19 protein-coding genes are annotated in these 21,703 nt (G+C 63.8%); 7 read left to right on the top strand and 12 right to left on the bottom strand.

The window, feature by feature from the left end; translation table 11 throughout:
* Positions 1 to 14 precede the first annotated feature (14 nt).
* Both ACEN9F_RS00115 and ACEN9F_RS00110 read right to left on the bottom strand, forming a co-directional pair.
* Positions 15 to 2,096, bottom strand: coding sequence for a carbohydrate-binding protein (locus ACEN9F_RS00115; RefSeq protein ID WP_413416590.1), 2,082 nt, complete (start codon positions 2,094 to 2,096; stop codon positions 15 to 17).
* 146 nt (positions 2,097 to 2,242) lie between these two features.
* Complete coding sequence (locus ACEN9F_RS00110) at positions 2,243 to 2,803, bottom strand: thymidine kinase (RefSeq protein ID WP_413416588.1); 561 nt, start codon at positions 2,801 to 2,803, stop codon at positions 2,243 to 2,245.
* A 159-nt stretch (positions 2,804 to 2,962) separates the two neighbouring features.
* On the opposite strand from ACEN9F_RS00110, the gene ACEN9F_RS00105 reads away from it, so the two are divergent.
* The 4 genes from ACEN9F_RS00105 to ACEN9F_RS00090 all read left to right on the top strand — a co-directional run bounded on the left by ACEN9F_RS00105 (position 2,963) and on the right by ACEN9F_RS00090 (position 6,297).
* Positions 2,963 to 3,274 carry a DUF4148 domain-containing protein gene (locus ACEN9F_RS00105; protein ID WP_413416586.1) on the top strand — a complete coding sequence of 104 codons (312 nt, stop codon included), beginning with the start codon at positions 2,963 to 2,965 and terminating at the stop codon, positions 3,272 to 3,274.
* A gap of 62 nt (positions 3,275 to 3,336) precedes the next feature.
* On the top strand, positions 3,337 to 4,704 hold the full coding sequence (locus tag ACEN9F_RS00100) for a pyridoxal-phosphate dependent enzyme (RefSeq protein WP_413416584.1): 1,368 nt from the start codon (positions 3,337 to 3,339) through the stop codon (positions 4,702 to 4,704).
* The gene (locus ACEN9F_RS00095; RefSeq protein ID WP_413416582.1) at positions 4,701 to 5,882 is read left to right on the top strand and encodes a trans-sulfuration enzyme family protein; all 1,182 of its coding nucleotides are present in this window, start codon (positions 4,701 to 4,703) and stop codon (positions 5,880 to 5,882) included. The genes ACEN9F_RS00100 and ACEN9F_RS00095 overlap by 4 nt, the downstream gene beginning before the upstream one ends.
* Positions 5,883 to 5,922: 40 nt before the next feature.
* Positions 5,923 to 6,297 (top strand): hypothetical protein, encoded by a 375-nt coding sequence (locus ACEN9F_RS00090; protein ID WP_413416580.1) that lies wholly within the window; start codon positions 5,923 to 5,925, stop codon positions 6,295 to 6,297.
* 15 nt (positions 6,298 to 6,312) lie between these two features.
* Here ACEN9F_RS00090 and ACEN9F_RS00085 read toward each other — a convergent pair whose 3' ends face one another.
* Genes ACEN9F_RS00085 through ACEN9F_RS00075 form a run of 3 tightly spaced genes read right to left on the bottom strand, consistent with a single transcriptional unit; the run spans position 6,313 to position 10,347 of the window.
* On the bottom strand, positions 6,313 to 7,236 hold the full coding sequence (locus tag ACEN9F_RS00085) for an alpha/beta hydrolase (protein WP_413416578.1): 924 nt from the start codon (positions 7,234 to 7,236) through the stop codon (positions 6,313 to 6,315).
* 39 nt (positions 7,237 to 7,275) lie between these two features.
* Positions 7,276 to 9,495 (bottom strand): acylase, encoded by a 2,220-nt coding sequence (locus ACEN9F_RS00080; RefSeq protein ID WP_413416576.1) that lies wholly within the window; start codon positions 9,493 to 9,495, stop codon positions 7,276 to 7,278.
* A gap of 27 nt (positions 9,496 to 9,522) precedes the next feature.
* On the bottom strand, positions 9,523 to 10,347 hold the full coding sequence (locus tag ACEN9F_RS00075; protein WP_413416574.1) for a hypothetical protein: 825 nt from the start codon (positions 10,345 to 10,347) through the stop codon (positions 9,523 to 9,525).
* Between the two features lie 287 nt (positions 10,348 to 10,634).
* Here ACEN9F_RS00075 and ACEN9F_RS00070 point away from each other — a divergent pair, with 287 nt between their 5' ends.
* On the top strand, positions 10,635 to 10,925 hold the full coding sequence (locus tag ACEN9F_RS00070; protein ID WP_413416572.1) for a hypothetical protein: 291 nt from the start codon (positions 10,635 to 10,637) through the stop codon (positions 10,923 to 10,925).
* 309 nt (positions 10,926 to 11,234) lie between these two features.
* Complete coding sequence (locus ACEN9F_RS00065) at positions 11,235 to 11,726, top strand: FxDxF family PEP-CTERM protein (RefSeq protein WP_413416570.1); 492 nt, start codon at positions 11,235 to 11,237, stop codon at positions 11,724 to 11,726.
* Between the two features lie 279 nt (positions 11,727 to 12,005).
* Here ACEN9F_RS00065 and ACEN9F_RS00060 read toward each other — a convergent pair whose 3' ends face one another.
* Positions 12,006 to 12,485: a Dps family protein gene (locus ACEN9F_RS00060; RefSeq protein ID WP_413416568.1), complete on the bottom strand. Its 480-nt coding sequence runs from the start codon at positions 12,483 to 12,485 to the stop codon at positions 12,006 to 12,008.
* 470 nt (positions 12,486 to 12,955) lie between these two features.
* Between ACEN9F_RS00060 and ACEN9F_RS00055 the strand changes: the two genes are divergently transcribed.
* Complete coding sequence (locus tag ACEN9F_RS00055; protein ID WP_413416566.1) at positions 12,956 to 14,362, top strand: Dyp-type peroxidase; 1,407 nt, start codon at positions 12,956 to 12,958, stop codon at positions 14,360 to 14,362.
* Between the two features lie 23 nt (positions 14,363 to 14,385).
* Here ACEN9F_RS00055 and ACEN9F_RS00050 read toward each other — a convergent pair whose 3' ends face one another.
* The 6 genes from ACEN9F_RS00050 to ACEN9F_RS00025 all read right to left on the bottom strand — a co-directional run bounded on the left by ACEN9F_RS00050 (position 14,386) and on the right by ACEN9F_RS00025 (position 21,681).
* Positions 14,386 to 15,771 (bottom strand): dienelactone hydrolase family protein, encoded by a 1,386-nt coding sequence (locus ACEN9F_RS00050; protein WP_413416564.1) that lies wholly within the window; start codon positions 15,769 to 15,771, stop codon positions 14,386 to 14,388.
* A 266-nt stretch (positions 15,772 to 16,037) separates the two neighbouring features.
* On the bottom strand, positions 16,038 to 16,832 hold the full coding sequence (locus tag ACEN9F_RS00045; protein ID WP_413416562.1) for a hypothetical protein: 795 nt from the start codon (positions 16,830 to 16,832) through the stop codon (positions 16,038 to 16,040).
* 54 nt (positions 16,833 to 16,886) lie between these two features.
* Positions 16,887 to 17,645, bottom strand: a complete 759-nt coding sequence (locus ACEN9F_RS00040; RefSeq protein ID WP_413416560.1) for a class II aldolase/adducin family protein — start codon at positions 17,643 to 17,645, stop codon at positions 16,887 to 16,889.
* A 63-nt stretch (positions 17,646 to 17,708) separates the two neighbouring features.
* Positions 17,709 to 18,989 (bottom strand): diaminobutyrate--2-oxoglutarate transaminase, encoded by a 1,281-nt coding sequence (ectB, locus tag ACEN9F_RS00035; RefSeq protein WP_413416558.1) that lies wholly within the window; start codon positions 18,987 to 18,989, stop codon positions 17,709 to 17,711.
* 61 nt (positions 18,990 to 19,050) lie between these two features.
* Entirely contained in the window at positions 19,051 to 20,016 is a 966-nt protein-coding gene (locus ACEN9F_RS00030; RefSeq protein WP_413416556.1) for a TauD/TfdA family dioxygenase, read from the bottom strand.
* 30 nt (positions 20,017 to 20,046) lie between these two features.
* Positions 20,047 to 21,681 carry a cyclic peptide export ABC transporter gene (locus ACEN9F_RS00025; protein ID WP_413416554.1) on the bottom strand — a complete coding sequence of 545 codons (1,635 nt, stop codon included), beginning with the start codon at positions 21,679 to 21,681 and terminating at the stop codon, positions 20,047 to 20,049.
* Positions 21,682 to 21,703: the final 22 nt, after the last annotated feature.

Here is a 21,703-nt window from a genome sequence, read left to right as displayed (position 1 = left end):
CATACAAGCGTACCCTACTGCGCCGTCACCGTCCACCAGTTGATGTTCCAGCCGCCGGCCCGGGCGAAGATCGCCAGGTCCTGCTGCCCCGCCGTCAGGTAGACGGTGCCGGTGATGGTGGTCCAGTTCTGCCAGCCGCCAGTGTTGGGCACCGCCAGCGCGGCCAGGTCGGTGGCGTTCTTGCTCAGCACCAGCTGGCCGCCGTTATTCGGGCTGGCGACGCGGAACTGCAGGTTGTACCAGCCCGTCTTCGGCACGTTGATCGGATAGCTCATCCAATCGTTGGTGTCGACATTGCCGACGTTGAAGCCGCCGCCGGCGTCGGTGGTGGTTTCCATGCGCATGCCGCTGTGGTTGCTGAACATCTCGGCCTCGATGCGCTGCCCGGCCTCCGCCTTCCAGTTCATCCAGTAGGCGATGCTCTCGTTGCGCACCAGCGGCTGCGTGCCGAAGCCGCGGAAGTAGTTCTCGATGGCGGCGTTGGTGGCGCTGCCGACATCCAGCGCGCCGAAGCCGCCGCCGTTATTGCTGTTGGTGACCATGCCCCAGCCCCACGAATTGGTGTCGCCGTTGGAGCCACCGTAGCTGACGGTCTTGTAGGCCCAGTTGGTCGCGGCCCAGCCGTACATATTGTAGATGTCGTAGGTCTTGCGCGTGACCTGGCCGCCGTAGCTGCCGGTCAGCGTCCACGGCTGGAATTCGCCGATCAGGAACGGCGTGTTCAGCGCGGTCAGCTTGTTGTTCCAGTCGCAGCTCTCGCCGGTGCCGCTGGCGTTGCAGTGCAGCCAGGTCGCGTGCATATTGGCCTGCGCCTGCGCGCCCTGCACTTCGTTCCATCCCCACAGCCCCGGATAGAAGTGCATCCAGAACGCCACGTTGGTCAGGCCGCGCGTGTTCGGGTTGCCGTAGGCGTCGATGCCGCTGTTGTGGCCGGGCAGCAGGATCACGTGGCTCGGATCCTTGGCGCGCACCACGTTGAACAGCTCGTAGGCGAAGGTGGCCAGCGTGTTGGCGTCGGTGCCCCACGGCTCGTTGAGCAGGTCATAGGCCGCCACCGAGGTGCGGTTCTTGTAGCGGCTGGCGATCATGTCCCACAGCCACTTGGTGCGGTCGCGGTAGGTGGTGTTGGTCCACATCTGCGCCGCGCCGACGCAGCCGTCGTGCTGCTCGCTGGCGGCCGCCTGGCCGCCGACCGCGCCGTGCAGGTCGAGGATCACGTACATGCCGCGCTTCTCGGCCTCGTTGATCGCGAAGTCCAGGTATTTCCAGGCGTCGGCGCGCAGCGTGTACGGCGTGGCCTCGTTCTCGATCAGGCTGTACAGGAAAGGCACGCGCACCACGTTCATGCCCATGCCCTTCATCAGGTCGAAGTCGCGGCTGGTGATCCAGCTGTCGCGGAACACCGACATCAGGCGCTCCTTCTCGGCCGCGCCGAAGCGGCCGCTCAGCGCCGTCTCCAGCTGGCACTGGGCGCCGATGCCGGCGCCGTTGTTGGACAGGTTGGAGTTCATCATCCACATCTCCAGCGCCAGCCAGTTGCCCAGGTTGACGCCGCGCAGGTTGACGCGGTTGCCGCTGGCGTCCACCCAGTACTTGCCGTTCTGGCGTATCGCCGGCAGGCTGACGCCGGTGGTCTCGGGCGTGAAGTTGATCCAGTTCAGGTTGAAGCCGCCGGCCTTGGCCTGCACGGTCAGGTTCTGCAGCCCCGCCGCCAGGTAGACGTGCGAATTGACCGTGGTCCAGGCCTGCCAGCCGCCGGTGTTCGGCAGCGCGGTGGTCTCGCCGATGGTCTTGCCGTTCTGCGCCAGCACCACCTGGCCGCCGCCGCTGGCCGAGGCCACGCGGTATTGCACGGTGTACCAGCCGGCGCTGGACGGATTGACCGAATACGTCATCGTGTCGTTGGCATCGATCCAGCCGACGTCGTTGCCGCCGCCGGTGTCGGTGGTCGCTTCGAGCGCCACGCCGACCATGCTGGTGTAGCTTTCCGCCTCCAGTTTGCCCGGCAAGGCGGTTTGCGCGTAGCCCGCGCCGGCTGCCGCCAGCCCGGCAAGGGCCAGCATCCATTTGATGCGGTGCTGCAGTGTCGTCTTCATGTAGTCTCCAGTTTTTTTAGTGATGAAGAACCGCTGTACAAACTGTGGAAGCGCTTCCACAATAGAATGGAAACGTTACCAAATTTGTATGAAAACTATACCACGATTGTTCTGCGCGTCAATCGCGACGCGCAGCGCTGTGTTGTTTAGTGGGAGTCGGTGTAGAAGCAGCGGCCGCAGGCCTGGCGATAGTTCTCATTGCCGCCGATGCTGATCTGCTCGCCGTCCTTGAGACGCTTGCCGTTTTCGTCGACGCGGATATTCATGGTCGCCTTCTTGCCGCAGCTGCAGATGTTTTTCAGCTCTTCGATATCGTCGGCCAGCGCCAGCAGATAAGCCGAACCGGGGAACGGGTCGCCGCGGAAGTCCGTGCGCAGGCCATAGGTGATCACCGGGACGCCCCTCACCTGCGCCAGCTGGTGCAGCTGCTGCACTTGCGCCGTGGTCAGGAACTGCGCCTCGTCGATCAGCAGGCAGGCGATCTTCTGGTCGATCTTGTCCAGGAAGTTGGTGTCGGCGTCGAACACCTCGGTCTCGCGCTGCGGTCCCAGGCGCGACGTCACCTTGCCGACGCCGTAGCGGTTGTCGATCGCGGCCGTGAACAGCCGCACGCGCTGGCCCTGCTCTTCGTAGTTGTGCGCCACCTGCAGCATCGCCGTGGATTTGCCTGCGTTCATCGCAGAGTATCGGAAATAGAGTTTTGCCACTGCAGCCTTCAAAAAAGTGCCTTCTAAAGTGCGGAATTATAAACCGTCGCACTCTCCGATTGCGCCTGCCTATTGCCGCAATAGAAAACATTTGTTTGCTACTTAATCGGATCCGCTTTAATATCACACCATCGACTGACCACTTTAAGGAGCAACACCATGAAAACCATCACCATCGTCCTCGCCGCCGCCCTGTTCGCCTCCACCGCCGTTTCGAGCGCCGTCTCGGCCCAGGAAACGTCGACCGAGACCTATTCCGGCTATACCGGCTTCGTCTCGACCAAGACCCGCGACCAGGTCAAGGCCGAGTTGCGCCTGGCCCAGCAACGGGGCGAAGTCGTCTCCGGCGAACAGTATCCCGGCGCCCTGCTCGACGCCGCGCCACAGGGCAAGACCCGCGCCGAAGTCCGCGCCGAAGCATTGGCGCACGCCAAGACCAAGGGCGGCGCATCGGTGGAGAACAGCCTGTAATCGTCGGAGCAGCATCGGCCGAAAAAGCGCATACTTGCTTTTAATGCAGCAAGGAGACCGTTATGCGCACACCCGCGTTGTTCACCCTGATCGGCAAGACGCCGCTGGTCGAGATTACCCGTCTCGACACCGGTCCTTGCCGGCTGTTCCTCAAACTGGAATCGCAAAACCCCGGCGGCTCGATCAAGGACCGCATCGGCCTGGCGATGATCGCGGCGGCCGAGAGCGACGGCCGGCTCAAGCCCGGCGGCACCATCATCGAAGCCACGGCCGGCAACACGGGCCTGGGCCTGGCGCTGGTCGGACGGCTGAAAGGCTACCGCGTGCTGCTGGTCGTGCCGGACAAGATGTCGACCGAAAAAGTGCTGCACCTGAAGGCGCTTGGCGCCGAGGTCCGCACCACCCGCTCCGACGTCGGCAAGGGCCATCCCGAGTACTACCAGGACTACGCCGCGCGGCTGGCCGCCGAGACGCCGGGCGCCTGGTTCGCCGACCAGTTCAACAACCCCGCCAATCCGCTGGCGCATGAAACCACCACCGGCCCCGAGATCTGGGAGCAGATGGCGCACCAGGTCGACGCCATCGTGGTCGGCGTCGGCTCGTCCGGCACGCTGACCGGGCTGACGCGCTACTTCCGCAACGTCGCCCCGCACGTCGAATTCATCCTGGCCGATCCCAAGGGCTCGATCCTGGCCGAGTACGTCGCCACCGGCCACGTCTCGGAAACCAGCGGCTCCTGGGCGGTGGAAGGCATAGGCGAAGACTTCATCCCCGCCATCGCCGACATGAGCGCGGTGACCAAGGCCTACACCATCGCCGACCAGCAAAGCTTCGACACCGCGCGCCAGCTGCTGCGCGAGGAAGGCATACCGGGCGGCTCGTCCACCGGCACGCTGCTGGCGGCGGCGCTGCAGTACTGCCGCGAACAGACCACGCCCAAGCGCGTGGTCAGCTTCGTCTGCGACACCGGCACGCGCTACCTGTCCAAGGTCTACAACGACGGCTGGATGCGCGACCAGGGCCTGCTGCCGCGCAAGCCGCACCACGACCTGCGCGACCTGATCGGCCGCCGTTTCGACGCCGGCGAAGTCATCAGCGTCATGCCGGACGACACGCTGATGATCGCCTTCAACCGCATGCGCGCCGCCGACGTGGCTCAGCTGCCAGTGCTCTCAAGCGGCCGCCTGGTCGGCATCATCGACGAATCCGACCTGCTGATGACGGTCGAGAACCAGCCCGAGCGCTTCAACAGCCCGGTCGGCGCGACCATGACGCGGCGGCTGGAGATCCTGCCGCCGTCGGCCGACCTGCACGCGCTGCGCGCCACGCTGGAGCGCGGCCTGACCGCCGTGGTGGCCGAAGGCGACACCTTCTACGGACTGATTACCCGCTACGACCTGCTCAACCATCTGCGAAGGACGCTATCTTGAACCAAGCAGCCGCGAAAAAAGCCGCGCTCGCCACCCGCGTCATCCACGCCGGCCAGTCGCCCGACCCATCGACCGGCGCCATCATGCCGCCGATCTACGCCACCTCCACCTTTGTCCAGGAAAGCCCCGGCGTGCACAAGGGGCTGGACTACGGCCGCTCGCACAACCCGACCCGCTGGGCGCTGGAACGCTGCGTGGCCGACCTGGAAAGCGGCGCCCAAGGGTTCGCCTTCGCCTCCGGCCTGGCCGCGATTTCAACGGTACTGGAACTGGCCGACGCCGGCTCGCACATAGTCGCCGGCGACGACATGTATGGCGGCACCTACCGTTTGTTCGAGCGCGTGCGCCGCCGCAGCGCCGGCCACGACTTCACCTACGTCGACCTGACCAAACCGGAAAACCTGCTGGCCGCGATCAAGCCCGAAACCAGGATGGTGTGGGTCGAAACGCCGACCAATCCCATGCTCAAGCTGGCCGACCTGCAGGCCATCGCCCGGATCTGCCGCGAGCGCGGCATCATCGCCGTGGCCGACAACACCTTCGCCAGCCCGCTGGTGCAACGCCCACTGGAACACGGCTTCGACATCGTGGTGCACTCGACCACCAAGTATCTGAACGGCCACTCCGACATCATCGGCGGCATCGCGGTGGTCGGCGGCGAGCCGCACCAGCAGGCCTGGCGCGAGCAGCTGGCGTTCCTGCAGAACTCCGTCGGCGCCATCGCCGGCCCGTTCGACAGCTTCCTCGCGCTGCGCGGCGTCAAGACGCTGGCGATCCGCATGGAGCGCCACTGTCAAAGCGCGCTGGAACTGGCGGGCTGGATGGAATCGCAGCCGGAAATCCGCAAGGTTTACTACCCTGGCCTGGCCTCGCACCCGCAGCACGCGCTGGCCAAGCGGCAGATGGAAGGTTACGGCGGCATCATCTCGATCGACCTGAACACCGACCTGCCCGGCGCGCGCCGCTTCCTGGAACGCTGCGAAGTGTTCGCCCTGGCCGAAAGCCTGGGCGGGGTCGAAAGCCTGATCGAACATCCGGCGCTGATGACCCACGCCACCATCCCACCGGCGCAGCGCGCGGCGTTGGGAATTGGCGACGGCCTGATACGGCTGTCGGTCGGAATTGAAGATATAGAGGATTTAAGGGCCGATATTCGCAGCTCGCTTGACGCTATTTAGATGCTAAGATCGCGCCATTCAGTATCCGGCACGAGACAGCATGGAATATATCCTCATCATCATCGGCATCCTGGCGCTCGGCTTTGCCTACTCGGTCGTCGTGGCCAGCGCCAAGCCTATCCCGGGCAGCAATTTCTACAAGGTGTCGAAGGACGGCCGCGTGCTGGCCGCCGCCGGGCAAAAGGTCAAGGCCCTGCGGCCCAAGGCCTCGGCGGAGGGCTTGAAGGTCAAGCTGCTCGGCGGCGACCGCCTGGGCGAATTCTTCATCCACGACCTGGTGGCCGAAGCCCACCTGCCCAATCCACGCGGCCTGCCCAAGGTGCGCCACAAAGACGGCAACGTCCGCAACAACAAGGTCGAGAACCTCGCCTGGAGCAAGGCCGAGGAAACCCCGGCCGAGGAGGAAACGAAGTAATCATTGGATCCAGGCTTACAGGATCCCGATTTCCTTGAGCCAGCTTTCAACGAGCGATGGCCACGACGACACCGGATGTTCCTTATCCCTGAGGCCGAAAGCGTGTCCGCCCTTGGCAAACAGATGGACCTCCGCCGGCACGCCTGCGCGATCAAGCGCCCCCGCATAGAGTGTACTGTTGCAGATCGGATCGACGGGGTCGTCCCAAGCTTGCAGCAGAAATGTCGGCGGCGTTTTCCCGGTGACGCGAATGCCGGGATCGAGTTTGCCACCAGCGCGGCACAGGTGGCCCGGATACAGCGCAACGGCAAAATCGGGGCGGCTGCTGAGCTTGTCAACCGCGTCGACCGGCTTGTAGGTCAGCGTGAACATATTGCTGGTCTGCGCAACCAGATAGCCGCCCGCCGAGAAGCCGATCACCCCGATTTTATTGGGATCGAGGTTCAATTCCTTGGCCCTGGACCGGACCAGCTTGATGGTCCTTTGCGCGTCCTGCAGCGCGCGCGGAACCTTCGGCGTGATGTGGCATTGGCATTTTTCATCCCAATGATGGTTACCACTGGGAACACGGTACTTGAGCAGCACGCAGGTGATGCCGCGTGCCGTCAGCCAGTCGCAGATTTCCGTGCCCTCCAAATCCATGGCCAGGACCTTGAAACCGCCACCGGGAAATACCACCACCGCCGCCCCGGTGTTCCGGCCCTTGGGTGCATACACCGTCATGGTCGGCTGGCTGACATCACTGGCCCGGATCCAGCCGCCGTGTCCATCCTCGGGGCCGACGGACTCCGCCTTCGGGGCGGCTATCGCATCGGGTGCCGCGCCTGGCCAGATCGGAACCTGCACCTGTCCCGGCGATGGTTGCCAAGTCTCAGCTTGCGCCGGAAGATTGCCGAACAATAGAACCAACACTAACGAGAAGATGATGAATTTGCGCATGCAGGGGCTCCGAAGTACGCCAGTCTGGGTTAATACGGTTTATTCCCCCGGGTGGTAGCGCCGCTCCAGATGCTTCTCGACGTCGGCCTTGTAGAACAGCACATCCTTGAATTCGCCGCGCGCGTACATCTCGGCCTGGTCGTAGAAATGCGGCGAGGCCGGATTGCCGCTCTGCCCTCCCGCCAGGATGCTGCGCGCCTTGATGCGCGGCCCGAACTCCACCGCCGCCACGAAGCTGTTGCCGCGCTCGCCGTAGATCCGTTTGGTCTTGGTCTTGGACGTCATGCCGTAGGCCGCCAGCGATCCCCAGTTGGCCGACGCGAACGCCACCGGCAAACTCGGCTTGCTGTCGTCGAAAGGCTGCACCACGTCGCCGGTCAGGCGCTGGAAGCGGTTGATCTCGCCCCAGGGCGTTTGCCAGTTGCCGAAATCGGCGACCAGCTTGGCCGAGGCGCGCTCCAGCGCTTCCAAGCGCTGCTGCGGCGTGATCGCGGCCTGGATGTAGTCGAGCACCGGCACTTCGCGCGCCTTGGCCGCCGGCGTGTAGGCGGCGCTCAGGTCCTGCGCCCAGAAGATCGCCAGCGAGGTCGGCGTCGACGTCAGCGAATAGCGCATGTCCCAGCCGCGCAGCGCGGCGATCTGCGGCGCCAGGCGCGCCTTGAGGTCGTCGCCGGCCGGCAGCTCGTCCCAGGCCGCGAACAGCTGCGGCAGCAGCGACTCGAAGGCCGGCAGCTGCGTGTCGTAGGCCGCCGCGATCATGCTGTCGATCGTGAAGCCTGTTTTGTTTTCCAGCACGCGCACCGCGTGGATGCCGCGCGGGTTTTCCGGATTCATCGACATATAGGCCGGATAGTCCTTGGCCTTCGGGCTATACGGACCGGCCGCCGTGTAGGGCCAGTTGTTGGTGTTCTGGATCCAGCCGTTCTTCGGGTTGAACAGCGTGATGGTGTCCTTGACCTCGTGCAGGCCCTGCCACTCGGTGGCCGGATCGCTGCCGTCGACCGGATGCTTCCAATCGAATTTCGGATCGCGCTTCGGAATGAAGTTCCCATGGAAGTAAGCGATATTGCCGTCGGCATCCGCATACACGGTGTTGTTGGACGAGTTGGTGCGCAACTGCATCGCCTGGTAGAAGGCCTTGTAGTTGCGGGCCTTGGTGCGGATGTACGATTGCGTCAACGCCTTCAATGGCTCGTTCATCAGGCGCACGGCGATCCACTTGCCGTCCTTGGCGCGCACGATCGGGCCGTGGTGGCTGTAATAGACCTTGACCGTCTTGCCGGACATGCCGCTCGCGGTTTTATACGGCAGCTCGATGTCGACCGCCTTCAGCGGGCGCACCTCGTTGCCGTACTTGTAGAAGAACTGGCCGTCCTTTTCGCTGATGGTTTCCAGGTACTCGTCGATGACGTCGCCGCCGCCGGAGGTGTGCATCCAGCCTAGGCGGTCGTTGAAGCCCTGGTAGACGAAGAACTGGCCCCAGGTCACGGCGCCATAGGCGTTCAGGCCTTCTTCGCTGTGGACCTGCACTTCGGGACGGAAGTAGAACGAGGTATGCGGATTAATCAGCAGCAGCGCGCGCCCATTCCTGGTCAGCGACGGCGCGATGGCGAAGCCGTTGGAGCCGCCCGGCTCCTTGTCCGGATCGACGCCGTCGCCGGACGACATCAATACCGGCGGCATCAGCGGCAGCCTGGCGCCCTTGGCGTACAGCTCTTCCAGCTGCTTGATGTCCACCGTTTCGATATCGCCGCCGATGCTGCCCTCGCTGAAGCTGAGCGCCATCCACGGTTCGAAATGCGTGATCAGCGCCGGCTTCACGTCCGGGTGCGTGGCCAGGTAGTAGTTCAAGCCGTCGGCAAACGACACCATCAGCTTCTTCAGCCACGCCGGGCTGGCGGCGTACTGGCGCTTCAGCTCATCGGGATTGATGAACAGCTTCATGCGCAGGTCGCGATACAGCTCGGCCTCGCCCTGCACTTCGGCCAGGCGGCCCATCGCGTTGATGTAATTGAGTTCGACCCGCTGGAAGTCATCCTCGGCCTGCGCGTACATCAGGCCGAACACCGCGTCGGCGTCGGTCTTGCCGTAGACGTGGGGAATGCCCCATTTATCGCGCAGGATGGTGACGCGCTGCGCGGCCGCCTTCAGGCGCGCAGGCTCCGCCGCAGCCTTGTCGGCCACGGCAGGCGCAGCCACCGCCGCCGCACTCATTGAAACAAAACACATCAAGGCAAACGGGGTGTGCATACGCTGCATGGGCGAGGCTCCGGGTGGAAGGTTGAATCAGCTGGCGTCGACCAGTTCCGAAATGCGCAGTTGCAGCGCGGTGATTTCCGCCCGCAGCGCGGCGTTCTTTTCCTTGAGCGCGGCGTTTTCGGAACGCAGCTCCTCCACCTCGGTCAGCGGACGGCCGTATTCGCCCTCCTTCGGCTCCTTGGCCGGACGCGCGGCGGCGCGCAGTTCGCGCACTTCCTTGGCGGCCTTCTGCAGTTCCTTCTTGCCGCCGGCGACCGCCGCCACCTGGTCAGCTTCCGGCAGCGACGCCACCGTGGCCGCGGCGTTGATCGAAATCGTCCCGGCGCGCACCGCCTCCACCAGTTCCGGCGTCGCGGTCTTCTGGATCTTCTCGATCTGGCCGATGGTCGCGCTGCTCAGGCGCGCGGCGCGGGCGATGTCCTCGCGCGAGGCCAGCGGCATGGCGGCCGGCTTGGACTTGGCTTGCTCGCCTTCCGGCGGCGCGATGGCGGCATCCTCGGCGGCGGCCTGCGTGGCCAGCTCGACGGCGCGGGCAGCCATGATTTCCTTCTTGCGCAGCGCCAGCACGCCGCGCTGGAAGTCCGAAATGCTGCGGCGGCCCAGGTTGTTATCGATCATCCACAGCTTGACGTCGTCAAGGCTGCGGAAACTGGTGTTTTCCGTGACCTTGAACGGAATGCCGTGCTGCTGGCAGATTTGATAGCGGTTATGGCCATCCACCAGCACGTCTTCCCACAACACCAGGGCGTCGCGGCAGCCTTCCACCAGGATGCTGCGCTCCAATGCCTGATACTCGCTCTCGGTCAGCGGTTCGATGTAGGCGCGCAACACGTCGTTAATTTTGATTTGCATATCTATCCTTGAAATACCGGCGGGGCCCTGCCCGAACGCCGTCCAGCATGCTACACCATCCGGCGGCCGGACCAAAGCATCAACTTGAAAGTTAGTCACTAAGGCAATTTTAAGAAACCAGCATTATCATGGCAACCAGTCAAACGTGCTTTCTCCGCCAACTGACTTGAAGCCCCGACTGGTTTGCCGCCTGTTCGGGGCTTTGCTTTTGGCATTGCCCTATGAAAAAACGCGCTACGGCGCGTTTTTTTATGCCATGATGCGCTGTCTAATTTTGAGGGTTTGTCATGGTTAATTACATCATCCGCGTTTCCTACACCGAAGCCAAAAGCGACACCTACGATCGCTTGAACGTGGAGTTGGCGAAATACAATGTCGCCGGCGCCATCAAGGCCGATGACGACAAGGGCTATTACCTGCCGCTTGGCGAATACTGCTACAGCGGCAAGGAGCCGATCAACGAAGTGCGCGACGCCATCCACCGCCTGGTCTCCGCCGTGCAGCCGGATCCATCCGTGCTGGTGATGGAAGTCAACACCCTGGCGTGGAGCGGCTTCAAGCTGGTTGACGCCGAGTAAGCATTTTTGCCCCGCCCCCAGGCCCGCAGCAGCGGGCTTTTTTTACGTCTATCGGTTTCCACTATATGGATAGAAAAATTTAATGCCGCTGAGTCGAGCACAATATAATTAAGACAACTAAATTAGGATTATTACAATGCTATTCTGGCTTGTCTTCGGCTCAGCTCGTTTGACCGGCACCAGGGTAATGCCGGTGGGCCGAAGAGACCTGTGGACCATCGCCTTGCGGCCATCATAGCGAATAGCAAGGCATTAAAAATCATACCGGAGGTAATTGAAATGCTTAAACGACTTGCCGCAACAACCCTCATGCTATGCGCCGCTGGCGGCGCGCTGGCAGATGATCAAACCTGGGATATAGGCGCAGTCCCTGCGGCCCCCAATAGCTACTACGCGGTGGTCACCCACGCGTTCGGCAGCTTTATTGATACGATTACGTTCACCGTTCCCGACGGATCGCTGGGCGTGGCCGCCAATATCCTGCCGGTGCCGGATGCGACCGATGGCGTCGGCTTCTCCGGGCACATCTCCAGCCTGACCTACGCGATCTGGGACCTCAATAACGTCAGCCAGGGCAGCTATGCGGGTGGCCTGAGCGTGTCGCATACCACGCTGACGGCGGGCAGCTACACGCTGACCGTCTCGGGCGATGCGGACGGCAACTTCGGCGGAACCTACGGCCTGAACGTGGCGGTCACGCCGGTACCGGAACCTGCCACCTACGGCATGCTGCTGGTCGGCCTCGGCCTGCTGGGCTTTGCCACCAAACGCCGCGACGCCAGCAACGACAAGTTCATGTAGGCGGCTGGCCTTGCCACCGGCTGGGTTCTGTTGTGGACGGAATTCGGCCTTTTTCGTTGCAGCGTTATATCAGTGGCTGGCCAAGGTTTTAAGGAACACCACCACATAGCCCGCGACAGACAGCGCGACAGCGACGGCGGCGACAACGATAAAGACCTTGACTGCTTTTTGCGATGCCATGAACGAGCCCTGATGATGTATGAGGCGGCAATCATAGCATGCAGGTCCAGGGAGCCGAATGGCGATTCCCCGGGCCGTCACGGGACAACAATAAACGCCTTATTCCTCCAGCAGGCTGCGCAGCATCCACGCGGTTTTCTCGTGCACGTCGAGGCGCTGGGCCAGCAGGTCGGCGGTCGGCTGGTCGTCGGCGTCATCCACCAGCGGCAGCAATTTGCGCGCGGTACGGGCGGTCGCTTCCTGCGCGCTGACCAGATGGCGCACCATGTCCAGCGCCTTCGGCACGCCTTCGACTTCCTTGATGGTCGCCAGCTTCACGAACTCGGCATAGGTGCCCGGCGCCGGGTAGCCCAGCGCGCGGATGCGTTCGGCGATCAGGTCCAGCGCGGTCCATTGCTCGGTGTACTGGGTCATGAACATCAGGTGCAGGCTGTTGAACATCGGACCCTTGACGTTCCAGTGAAAATTGTGGGTCATCAAATACAGGGTGTAGCTATCGGCGAGCAGGCCGGACAGGCCGGCGGCGATGTTGGCGCGGCTTTCATCGGACAGGCCGATATCGATCTTGGGGGCGTCCATTGTTCTTCCACTCCTTCGGTAAAGACTTGGAGTTCAATTGTAGCCGCATACGCCCGGACTCGCCGGCACCGCTCGCGCGGCGCGCGCCTCACTGCCCGCGTGCCGCCAACGCCTTGAAATAGTTGCGATCGGGGGGCGCCTCATACAGGGTGAACGTGCGCTGGTATTCCGAAATGAGCGCGTGACCCGGCGGCCGGGGAAGCGCTTCCCGCAAACCGAAAGTTTGCAAAAGGAATTACTAATTCACACCGAAAAATTACCAAAATTTACACACATTGTCACATTCGCATTTTTACGTCAGCTTAGCGGTTGCAAGCCGCTGGCCCCTGAGAGTGACGGCCCGTGCCCGGTGACAATTGGCGACTTTCCCGCCCGATATTTATCCTAGACTGATTTTCGTTGCAAAAATAATATCGACGCTCGATCGATACCAACCAGGCTGTTACACCAATCACTCTAGGGGAAACATCATGACGTTGAATCTGGACCAGACACTTGCATGGACAAAATCGCTCGCCGCCCACACGCCCGACGCCGCCGCTGAATTGGCCATGCTCAATGATTTGCAGGGCAATATCCTGAAAGGACATGGGCGGGGGCACACCATCAACTTCTTCCTCGCCTTCGACAAAGCGCAGCACCCGGCCGCGCGCCGCTTCATCAGCGAGCTCGGGGCCGACGTCACGACGGCGCTCGACCAGTTGACCGGCGCCCAGGTCTTCAAGGCCACCGGCAAGTCCGCCTCGCCCTTCATGACCCTGCTGCTCACTGCGGACGGCTACCGGGCGCTCGGCATCGAAGACGTCATGCCGCCGGGCCAGGCATTCGCCGACGGCATGCAGAACCGGCAGCTCAACGACCCGCCGCAGGCGCAATGGGATCCCGGCCTGTCCGGCGACATCCACGCGCTGCTGATCATCGGCGCCTCGTCGGCGCAGGATCAGTCGGCGCTGCAAGCCGAGTTCACGCAGCGCTTCGCGGCCAGCGGCGGCGCCGTGCGGCTGCTGACCGTCGAATTGGGCAAGTCGCTCTGCAACCGCGACAAAAACGGCATCGAGCATTTCGGCTATGTCGATGGCCGCAGCCAGCCGTTGGCCCTGCAAGAGGATGTGGATCTCGAAGCGCGCAACGGCGGCATCGACCAGTGGGACCCGGCGATACCGCTCAGCCAGTTGCTGGTCAAATGCCCCGGGGGCCAGCTCGACGTCAGCTGCGGCAGCTACTTTGTCTTCCGCAAGCTGGAGCAAAATGTACAGGGCTTCAAGCGGCGCGAGATCGAGCTGGCGGAAATCCTGCCGGGCGCCGGCGAGCGGGCCGGCGCGTCGGTCGTCGGCCGCTTCGAGAACGGCACGCCGGTATCGGCAAGCGCCACCGAGATTCCCGTCGCCAAACCTGGGCCGGCGGGCGTGCCGAACAATTTCAACTTCAGCGATGACGCCGCCGGCCTCAAATGTCCGTTCGCGGGCCACGTCCGCAAAACCAATCCGCGCACGGATACCGGCGACTCCAAGGATCACCTGATGGCCAGGCGCGGCATCCCGTATGGCGACCGGACCGACGATCCGAATGACGGCATCCTCGCCAACAAGCCCACCGGCGGTGTCGGCCTGCTGTTCATGGCTTACCAGCGCGACCTGGAAAACCAGTTCGAATTCACCCAGCGCTTCTGGGTCGACAACAAGGATTTTCGCAATCCGGGCGCCGGTATCGACCCCATCCTCGGCCAGCCGCCAGGCGCGGGACCGCAACGCTATCCGAAGGTCTATGGCGTATCGCTCAGCGAGTCGTTTGATTTTTCGGGCTTCGTTACCATGCGCGGCGGCGCCTACTTCTTCGCGCCATCGGTATCGTTCTTCAAGCGGCTTGGAGCGCGCTGAGTCGGGCGTCGGCTCCCCCAGGCCTATTTCGAAGACGCCGGCGGGGGAGCCGCGGCAGGCTCGTTGACCGTTGCGTCGAGCGATTTCAGGCGCGCGACGGCATTGGCGCTCCCGGGATGGAGCGCCAGCGCGCGGCGGTAGCTTTGAATCGCCTCTTCGCGCCGGCCGCCCTTTGCCAGCGCCTCGCCTAAGCTGTCGAACAAGTTGGCGTCCGTGGGGAGTATCCGCGTCCCGAAACTGAAGATGCCGATCGCTTCGCTCACCATGCCGCTGCGCAGAAGTTCATACCCCCAGCTGTTGATGTCGTTCGAATCGAAGGCGAAGTTGGCCCCGTTCGCCTTCATTTCCTCGTAGATGGCGGCGGCCTGGTCGAAACCGCGCGCGGCCAGCGACCTGGCGAAGGCTTCGCGCGTCGGCGGCACGCCGCTGCCGCGCCGCATGTCCACCGCGACCATATGCGCGGGAACCCCGTTGCGCACCGGCTTGTTGGCGACAAAGTCGCGTGCCGCCGTATCATCCTTCAGGTAGGCGTCGAGAAAGCGATGAACGTACTGTGCCATCCAGCCGTAGGCGGTGGCGACCTCCGCCCTGGTGTACTCGTCGAAATCGCTATCGGGCGCCAACCTCAAGCCATCGGCGGCGAAATCGGTATGCGCCATCGGCTGCATGGTCACCACCAGCACATCGGCGTACGTCATCCTGTTCAACAGGCTGAAGCTGGTGCCGTTGCCCTTCCGGTTCAGCTCCTCGACGGAGGATGGACGGCGCGACACGTACAGCATCGGCACCGGCAGCTGCGCGGCGTTCACGTGGCGGGCGGCGTCCTTGCCGCCGTCGACCAGCTCGGGAAAATACCGCACCGAGCCATCCAGGCTGATCAAGGCCTTGATCCGGTCGTCCCTGGTGGCCGCGAACACGTTCGCCAATCCGCCCCAGCTGAATCCAGCCACGGCTATTTTATCCATGTCGGCTTGCGCCAGCGAGGCGGCGTAGGAGATCAGGTAGCCGATGTCCGCCGCCTGTGTCTCCAGGCCGTCCAGATCGATCGTCATCGCCCGGGTACGGGCGCCCTGCGAGGGACTGGCGATGACGAGATAGCCCTGGCTGGCCAGGTATTCGCACAGGTCGGGGTTCTCGGCCGCCGGCGCGCTGGCGCCGGGCGCATAGATCACCACCGGGTAGCGGCCTTGCCGCGCCGGCGCGTCCCTCACCGCCCACATCGGCTGGGCCACCACCCGCGCCGCCTGCGGCATCTGCTCGATCCGGTCCGCGATGAACTCGTCGGTGATACGCCGCACCTGTTCCGGCGTGCGCGTGAAGTCCGCCTCGCTGGCCGCCAGCGACAGGTAGTCGCGGAAGGTGACGGCCTCGCCGCTTTTTTGCGCCGGATACCAGACCAGTATCTGCAAGGGCCTCGCCCTTTCCCCGGCGGCCGGCTGGCCCGTGATGACCGAGACCCGGGTCTTGTAGACGCGCGCGCGATCGTACTGCTGGTGCACGCGCAGGCCGACCGCATATGGGCCTGGCGGGTTTGAAAATGTGAACGTATCCGCCGCGTGGGCGGCCGTGGCGCAGCAAAGAATCATGGCGGTGAGCAGGCGAAGCGTGCGGAAGCCCGGAAAACGGAAAACAGGAATATCAATCAAATGATGCGACACGGTCTCTCCAATGCTGGCTAGGTCCAGTACACGTACTCGCCTTCCGGCGTCAAGGTCAGAAAGCAATTCACCACCACCCGGCGCGACGGGCTCGGCGTGACCGCGTGCACGTAGCGCCCGTTGATCACGGCCAGGTCGCCGGTCTCCACCGCCAGCTCCACATAGGATTTGCCTTGCAATAAATCGAGCGGATAGGGATAGCCGCTGCCCTGCAGATTCAGCTCGTCCCGGGTGGCGGCATCGGGAACGTAGTCGTAGATGCGCAGGCAGCCGGCGCCGGCCGAGGAGCTGGCGTAGAAATTGATCGCCGTGATGTTGCGGGCATGGCGCAGCTCCCAGTGTTCGTTCCTGTCGCAGTTCACTTGCGAGTAGTCTTCATGCGGAAGCAAGAGGAAGTCGTCCGGCATCGACGTTTTGGGCAGCCACTCGACTATCCGCGCATGCAAGGCTTGCTGGTCGCCGAAGCGCGAGGGGCGCACCGGGCGCCGCGCCGCCTGTGCGATGGCCTCGTGCACCATGCGCATGGGATCGGGCGCGTCCTCGAAGAACTGCGCCACCGCGCCCCTCGAACTGCCGCATTGCCGGAAATAGTCGTCGGGAGACTTGCCGTAGTGCGTCGCCCCCAGGATATAACCGGGAACGCTGTCCGGCCGCTTGCGCCGGTCGCTGGAATTGAAAAAATGATGTTCGATCAAAGCGCAATCCTCGGCGGGCATGACCTGCTTGATCAACGCCACGTCCAGGTCGTTGTGGGAAATCATGGAGATCGCCTCGCCGATATGCTGCGCGCCTTCGTATTTTTTGAATTTCACTTGTATGCCTTCACGTCAATTGGATACTGCAACATCCGCCGGAAAAACGCGCCGTCAGGCGCTCTTCAGCATCGCCGGCGAGCCGCCCGGCCGGCCGCCGGCCCCATGGCGCTGCAGCATGCGGCCCAGCGCCGTCCACAAACGCGTTCCCTTGGGCAGCATGCCGGTGATTTCATACTGCTTCGCGGTGCGTTCGCAGACTTCCGGCGGCGGTATCGTCAACGGCCGGTTGCACGCCAGCGCCTGCAGCTGTATCTTGCACGCCTGTTCCAGGTAGTACAGGCGTTCAAACGCGGCCGGCACGCTGGCGCCGGTGACGATCACGCCATGGTTGCGCAATATCATGGCGTTGTTGTTGCCAAGATCGCGCGCCAGGCTTGCGCGTTCGGCCAGATCCACCGCCAATCCCTCGTATTCGTGATACGAAATGCGTCCGTAGAATTCCATGGCGGCCTGGCTCAACGGCAGCAAGCCGTCGGCCAGCGCGGACACGGCCACGCCCGCCGCCGAATGGGAATGGATCACGCAGGCGACATCCTTGCGCTGGCTGTAGATCGCCGAGTGAATCACGAAGCCGGCCGCGTTGGGGGGATGGGGGGAGGCGCGCAGCACGCGGCCATTGCTGTCCATGTTGAGCAGGTCGTCGGCGCCGATCTCGTCAAACAGCAAGCCGAAAGGCGTCATCAGAAACCCGTCTTCCGCGTCGCCCAGGCGAGCGCTGGCATGCGCGTAGATCGTGTCGCTCATGCCGAAATAATCCATCAGGCGGTGGCATTGCGCCAGGTCGCGCGAAATTTGTTCGTCTTTTATCATCGGTGATGTCCTCCGTCCGCCGCTAGCAGCGGCAGGCTATCCTCATGCTCGGTAAATGGTTGTTCACAGCACCGCCGATTCCAGGGCCGGCGCCGGCATCGCGCTGGCGTAGCGGCCGACCGCCGCGGCCAGGATCTCCAGGCCGCGCCGCAGGCTGTGGGAATCGATGGTCAGGGCCGGGAACACCTTGATGACCTGGTCCAGCGAACCGCAGCGCTCGATGATCAACTGGTGGGCAAAGCAGTCCTCGGCCACGGCGGCGGCCGCCTCCGGCTGGTGAAACTCGATGCCATAGAATAGTCCGCGTCCACGCACCTCCTTGATCAGCGCGCCGTGCTTGCTCTTCAAGGCGGACAGGATGTGCACGACCGATTGCTCCGCTTCCGCGATGTGCTGCAGCAGGCGCTGGTCGGCCCAGAATTCGCGCAGCGCGGCGGTGGCCGTCACGAAGGCCATCGTATTGCCGCGGAAGGTGCCGTTGTCTTCCGCCGGCAACCACTGGTCGCTGGCGGGCGCGATCAGCAGCAGCGACATCGGCAAGCCGTAGCCGCTCAGCGACTTCGACAGGCACACCATATCCGGCACGATGTCCGCAAACTCAAAGCTGAAGAACTGGCCGCTGCGTCCGCAGCCGGCCTGAATGTCGTCGACTATGAGCAAGACCTTGAATTCATCGGAAATCCTGCGCAAGCGCTGGAGCCATGCGCGCGAGGCAAGGTTGACGCCGCCCTCTCCCTGTATGGTCTCGACGATGATCGCGGCCGGCAAGTCGATGCCGGAGCTGGTGTCGGACAGCAGCTTCTCCAGCAGGTCCAGGCTGTCGATGCCGGCCCCCAGGTAACCGTCGTAGGGGATGCGCGTGACATGGGCGTCCTGCCCCCGCTGGCGATGATAGCGATTGCCCGTCAAGCCCAGCGCTGTCCCCGACATGCCGTGGAACGCATTCGTGAACGCGATCACGTTCTGGCGGCCGGTCAGCTTGCGCGCCAGCTTGACCGCGGACTCGACGGTACTGGTGCCGGTCGGGCTGGTGAATTGCAGGCGATAGTCCAACTGGCGCGGAGCCAGGATCAGCTCGCGAAATGCGCCGATGAAGTCCCGCTTGGCCCGGGTATGCAGGTCGAGCGCGGCCTGGATGCCGTCGGCCAGGATGTAGTCGCACAACGCGCGCTTCAGCTGCGGGTGGTTGTGCCCGTAGTTGACCGCGCCCGCGCACGACAGGAAATCGAGGTACGGGGTGTCATCCTCGTCGTAGATGACGCTGCCGACGGCACGCGAGAATACCTTGGGAAAACGCCGGCAGTAGGACCGCGCCGAGGATTCCAGTTCCGTAAATATGTTCATGCTGTTCCGCTCCATCGCTTGTCTTCCTTCTCATGTCTGGTTATCAGGGAAAAACATCGTCTTAGCTGGCGTCGCCCATGGCGACGATGATCTTGCGCGGCCCCTCGAACGGCATCCTGCCGTGGGCGCACAGGCGGTTGTCCAGCATCAGGAAATCACCGGCCTGCCACGAAAACAGCACCTTCTCGGCCGCATAGGCCGCCCGGATCAGCTCCAGCGCCTCGGCCGGCAGCGGCGCGCCGTCGCCAAAGAAGGCGTTCATCGGCAGGCCGGCCTGGCCCCGGCCGCCCATGGCCTTGGCCAGCGGCGAGTTGGTGTAGTGCCACAGATTGACCTGGTTGAACCAGACCGGCTCGCCGGTGACGGGATGGCGGCAGATCGCCGGCCGGATTTCGCGCGTGCGCAGCTGGTCCTTGCCGGTCCACTCGAACTGGATGTCGGCGGCGCGGCAATGCTGCTCCACCACCGCCGGGTCGTCCGTTTCGAAGGCCTTGGACCAGGGGTTGTACGGCGAGTCGCGGCCGAACAGATTGCGCTCATACATCACGCCGCGCCGCTCGAACTGCGCCACCAGCGCATCGGGCAGGCGCTCCAGCACGCGGCGGCAATCGGCGATCGGGGTCTGTCCGGCGCTGGCCGGCGCGACGACGCAGGCGAAGAAGATAAACTCGGGCGCCCGGTGGCTGTACGACATCTCGTTGTGCAGGGAGATCTCCAGTTGATGCGGGTACTCGGTGGAGGTATACACGCCATCCTCCAGCCGGGTTCGCGGCGAGGTGCCGCCGCGGTAGGCGGCCAGGCCGGGCACGATGTCCCCGGTCGCCCTGGCGAACGCCTCCGGGTTGTCGATGCCGAAACCGCGGAACAGCAGCGCGCCGCGCCGGCGCGCCTGGTCGATGATGGCGGCCGGCGCCAGCGGCAACGGCGCCCCGCCCGCCGCCGGCGGCGCCGCCGCTTGTATCAGTTCGGGAAGCGACCCCGTTCCGCGCTGCGCCGCGGACAGGAAAGGAGTGGCGAGATCAGACATAGTTTCCTCCGAGAATGAGTGATGCCCGCCTCATGCGGCGGCGTGCAGCGCGGACGCCGAAATGGTCACCAGCTTGCCGGCCTCCAGCTTGACCACCCGGTCCGCGCAGGAAAAGTAGGCGTCGTCGTGGGTGATGATGACCACCGTCTTGCCGCGCCGCTTCAGGTCCGGCAGCAGCACCGTATAGAACACGCGCTTGAAGACCGGGTCCTGGTCGGCCGCCCACTCGTCGAACACATAGATGGAGCGGTCCTCCAGGTAGGCCACGACCAGGGCCAGCCGCTTGCGCTGGCCGGTGGACAGCGCCGTGGTCGAGAACGCGCCATCGACGATCTCCACCTTGCCATCCATTTCCAGCAGGCGCAGATAATGCCGCGCGCGCTCCTCCTGGTCGGCGTCGATGGTCAGCAACTGCTCGAACAAATAGAAGTCGGCGAAGACGGCGGAGAACAGCGCGCGGTAGTCGGCCGCGTTGTGCGCACCAACCGGCACGCCATTCCAGCTGATCTGTCCCTGGTCCGGTTCGTACAGGCCGAGCAGCAGCATGGCCAGCGTGGTCTTGCCGCTGCCGTTGCCGCCGACGATGAACACGATCTCGCCGGCCTCGAGGCTGAGGTCCATCGGCCCGAGCTGGAAGCTGCGTTCCGATTCATTGAGGTAGCGGTGCTGCAGCTGCGACAGCGTGATCTGCCAGTTCGCCGGCGTCGGCGCCGGCACCAGGTTGACCGCCGGTGCCGTTTCCGGCGCCTGCAGGTCGGCGTCGAGCTGGCGGATGCGGCGCAGCGCAATATTGCCCTGGCGCGCGCTGGGCAGCAGCATCATGATGTCGCTGATGGGACGAATCAGGAACAGCAGCATCATCGTCACCTTGGTCAGCGTCTCGTTCGCCTCCCTGCTCCATAGCGGGACGACGAACAGCACCACGCCGATCACGGCGTAGAACAGGATGTTGCCGATGTTGAGCACCCAGACATAGCCGGACATGCTGCGCACATAGGTGTCGCGGAACTTGTCCGCGCCGGGCCGGATGACCTTGCCGATAAACATCTCGCCGCGCTGGCGGTTCATCTGCAGCTCCCGGCTGCCCTCGATGAGGTCGCGGAAATAGCCGTACATGGTGTCGATTTGCTCCCGCAGGCTTACCAGGTCGCGCAGCGGCTTGCGTTCGGCGGCGCTGAAGGCCAGCATGCCGATCACCAGCGTGACGACAAAGGTCAGGAACACCGTCCAGGAGAGCCAGGCGATGTAGGCCAGGCAGGTCAGCAGCACAATGGCGTTGCCGAACAAGATGGGCACGTTTTGCAGGGCCTGGATGAAATTATCGACGTCGCGCGTGGCGATCGCCAGCAGACCCGGCTTGCCCAACTCCTGCAAGCGCCGTTGCGGCGTGGCCAGCAGCTTCTCGCTGACCGTCACGCGCAGCCGGGCGATCGCCCGCTGCGCCAGCTTCAGCATCAGGATCTCCGACAGCGACTTGCTACTCACCTGTAGCAGGCAGGTCAGGAAAAACACGCCGGCCAGCAACGCCGTCTTGGGCTCGCCGCTGACGGTCCGGCTGATCAGCATGGCCAGGAAGGTGCCGCAGAGGCCGCAAATCAGGCCGACCGCGGTCGCGGAAAACAGCAGGCCGCGGGAATGCTGGTAAAGATACTTCATCATGTTCATGGCTGTCCTTCATCCAAAAAAT

The sequence above is a fragment of the Duganella sp. CT11-25 genome (assembly GCF_047302815.1).
In the GTDB taxonomy this organism is placed as follows: domain Bacteria; phylum Pseudomonadota; class Gammaproteobacteria; order Burkholderiales; family Burkholderiaceae_D; genus Rugamonas.
This window is presented reverse-complemented; position numbering and strand designations above follow the sequence as displayed.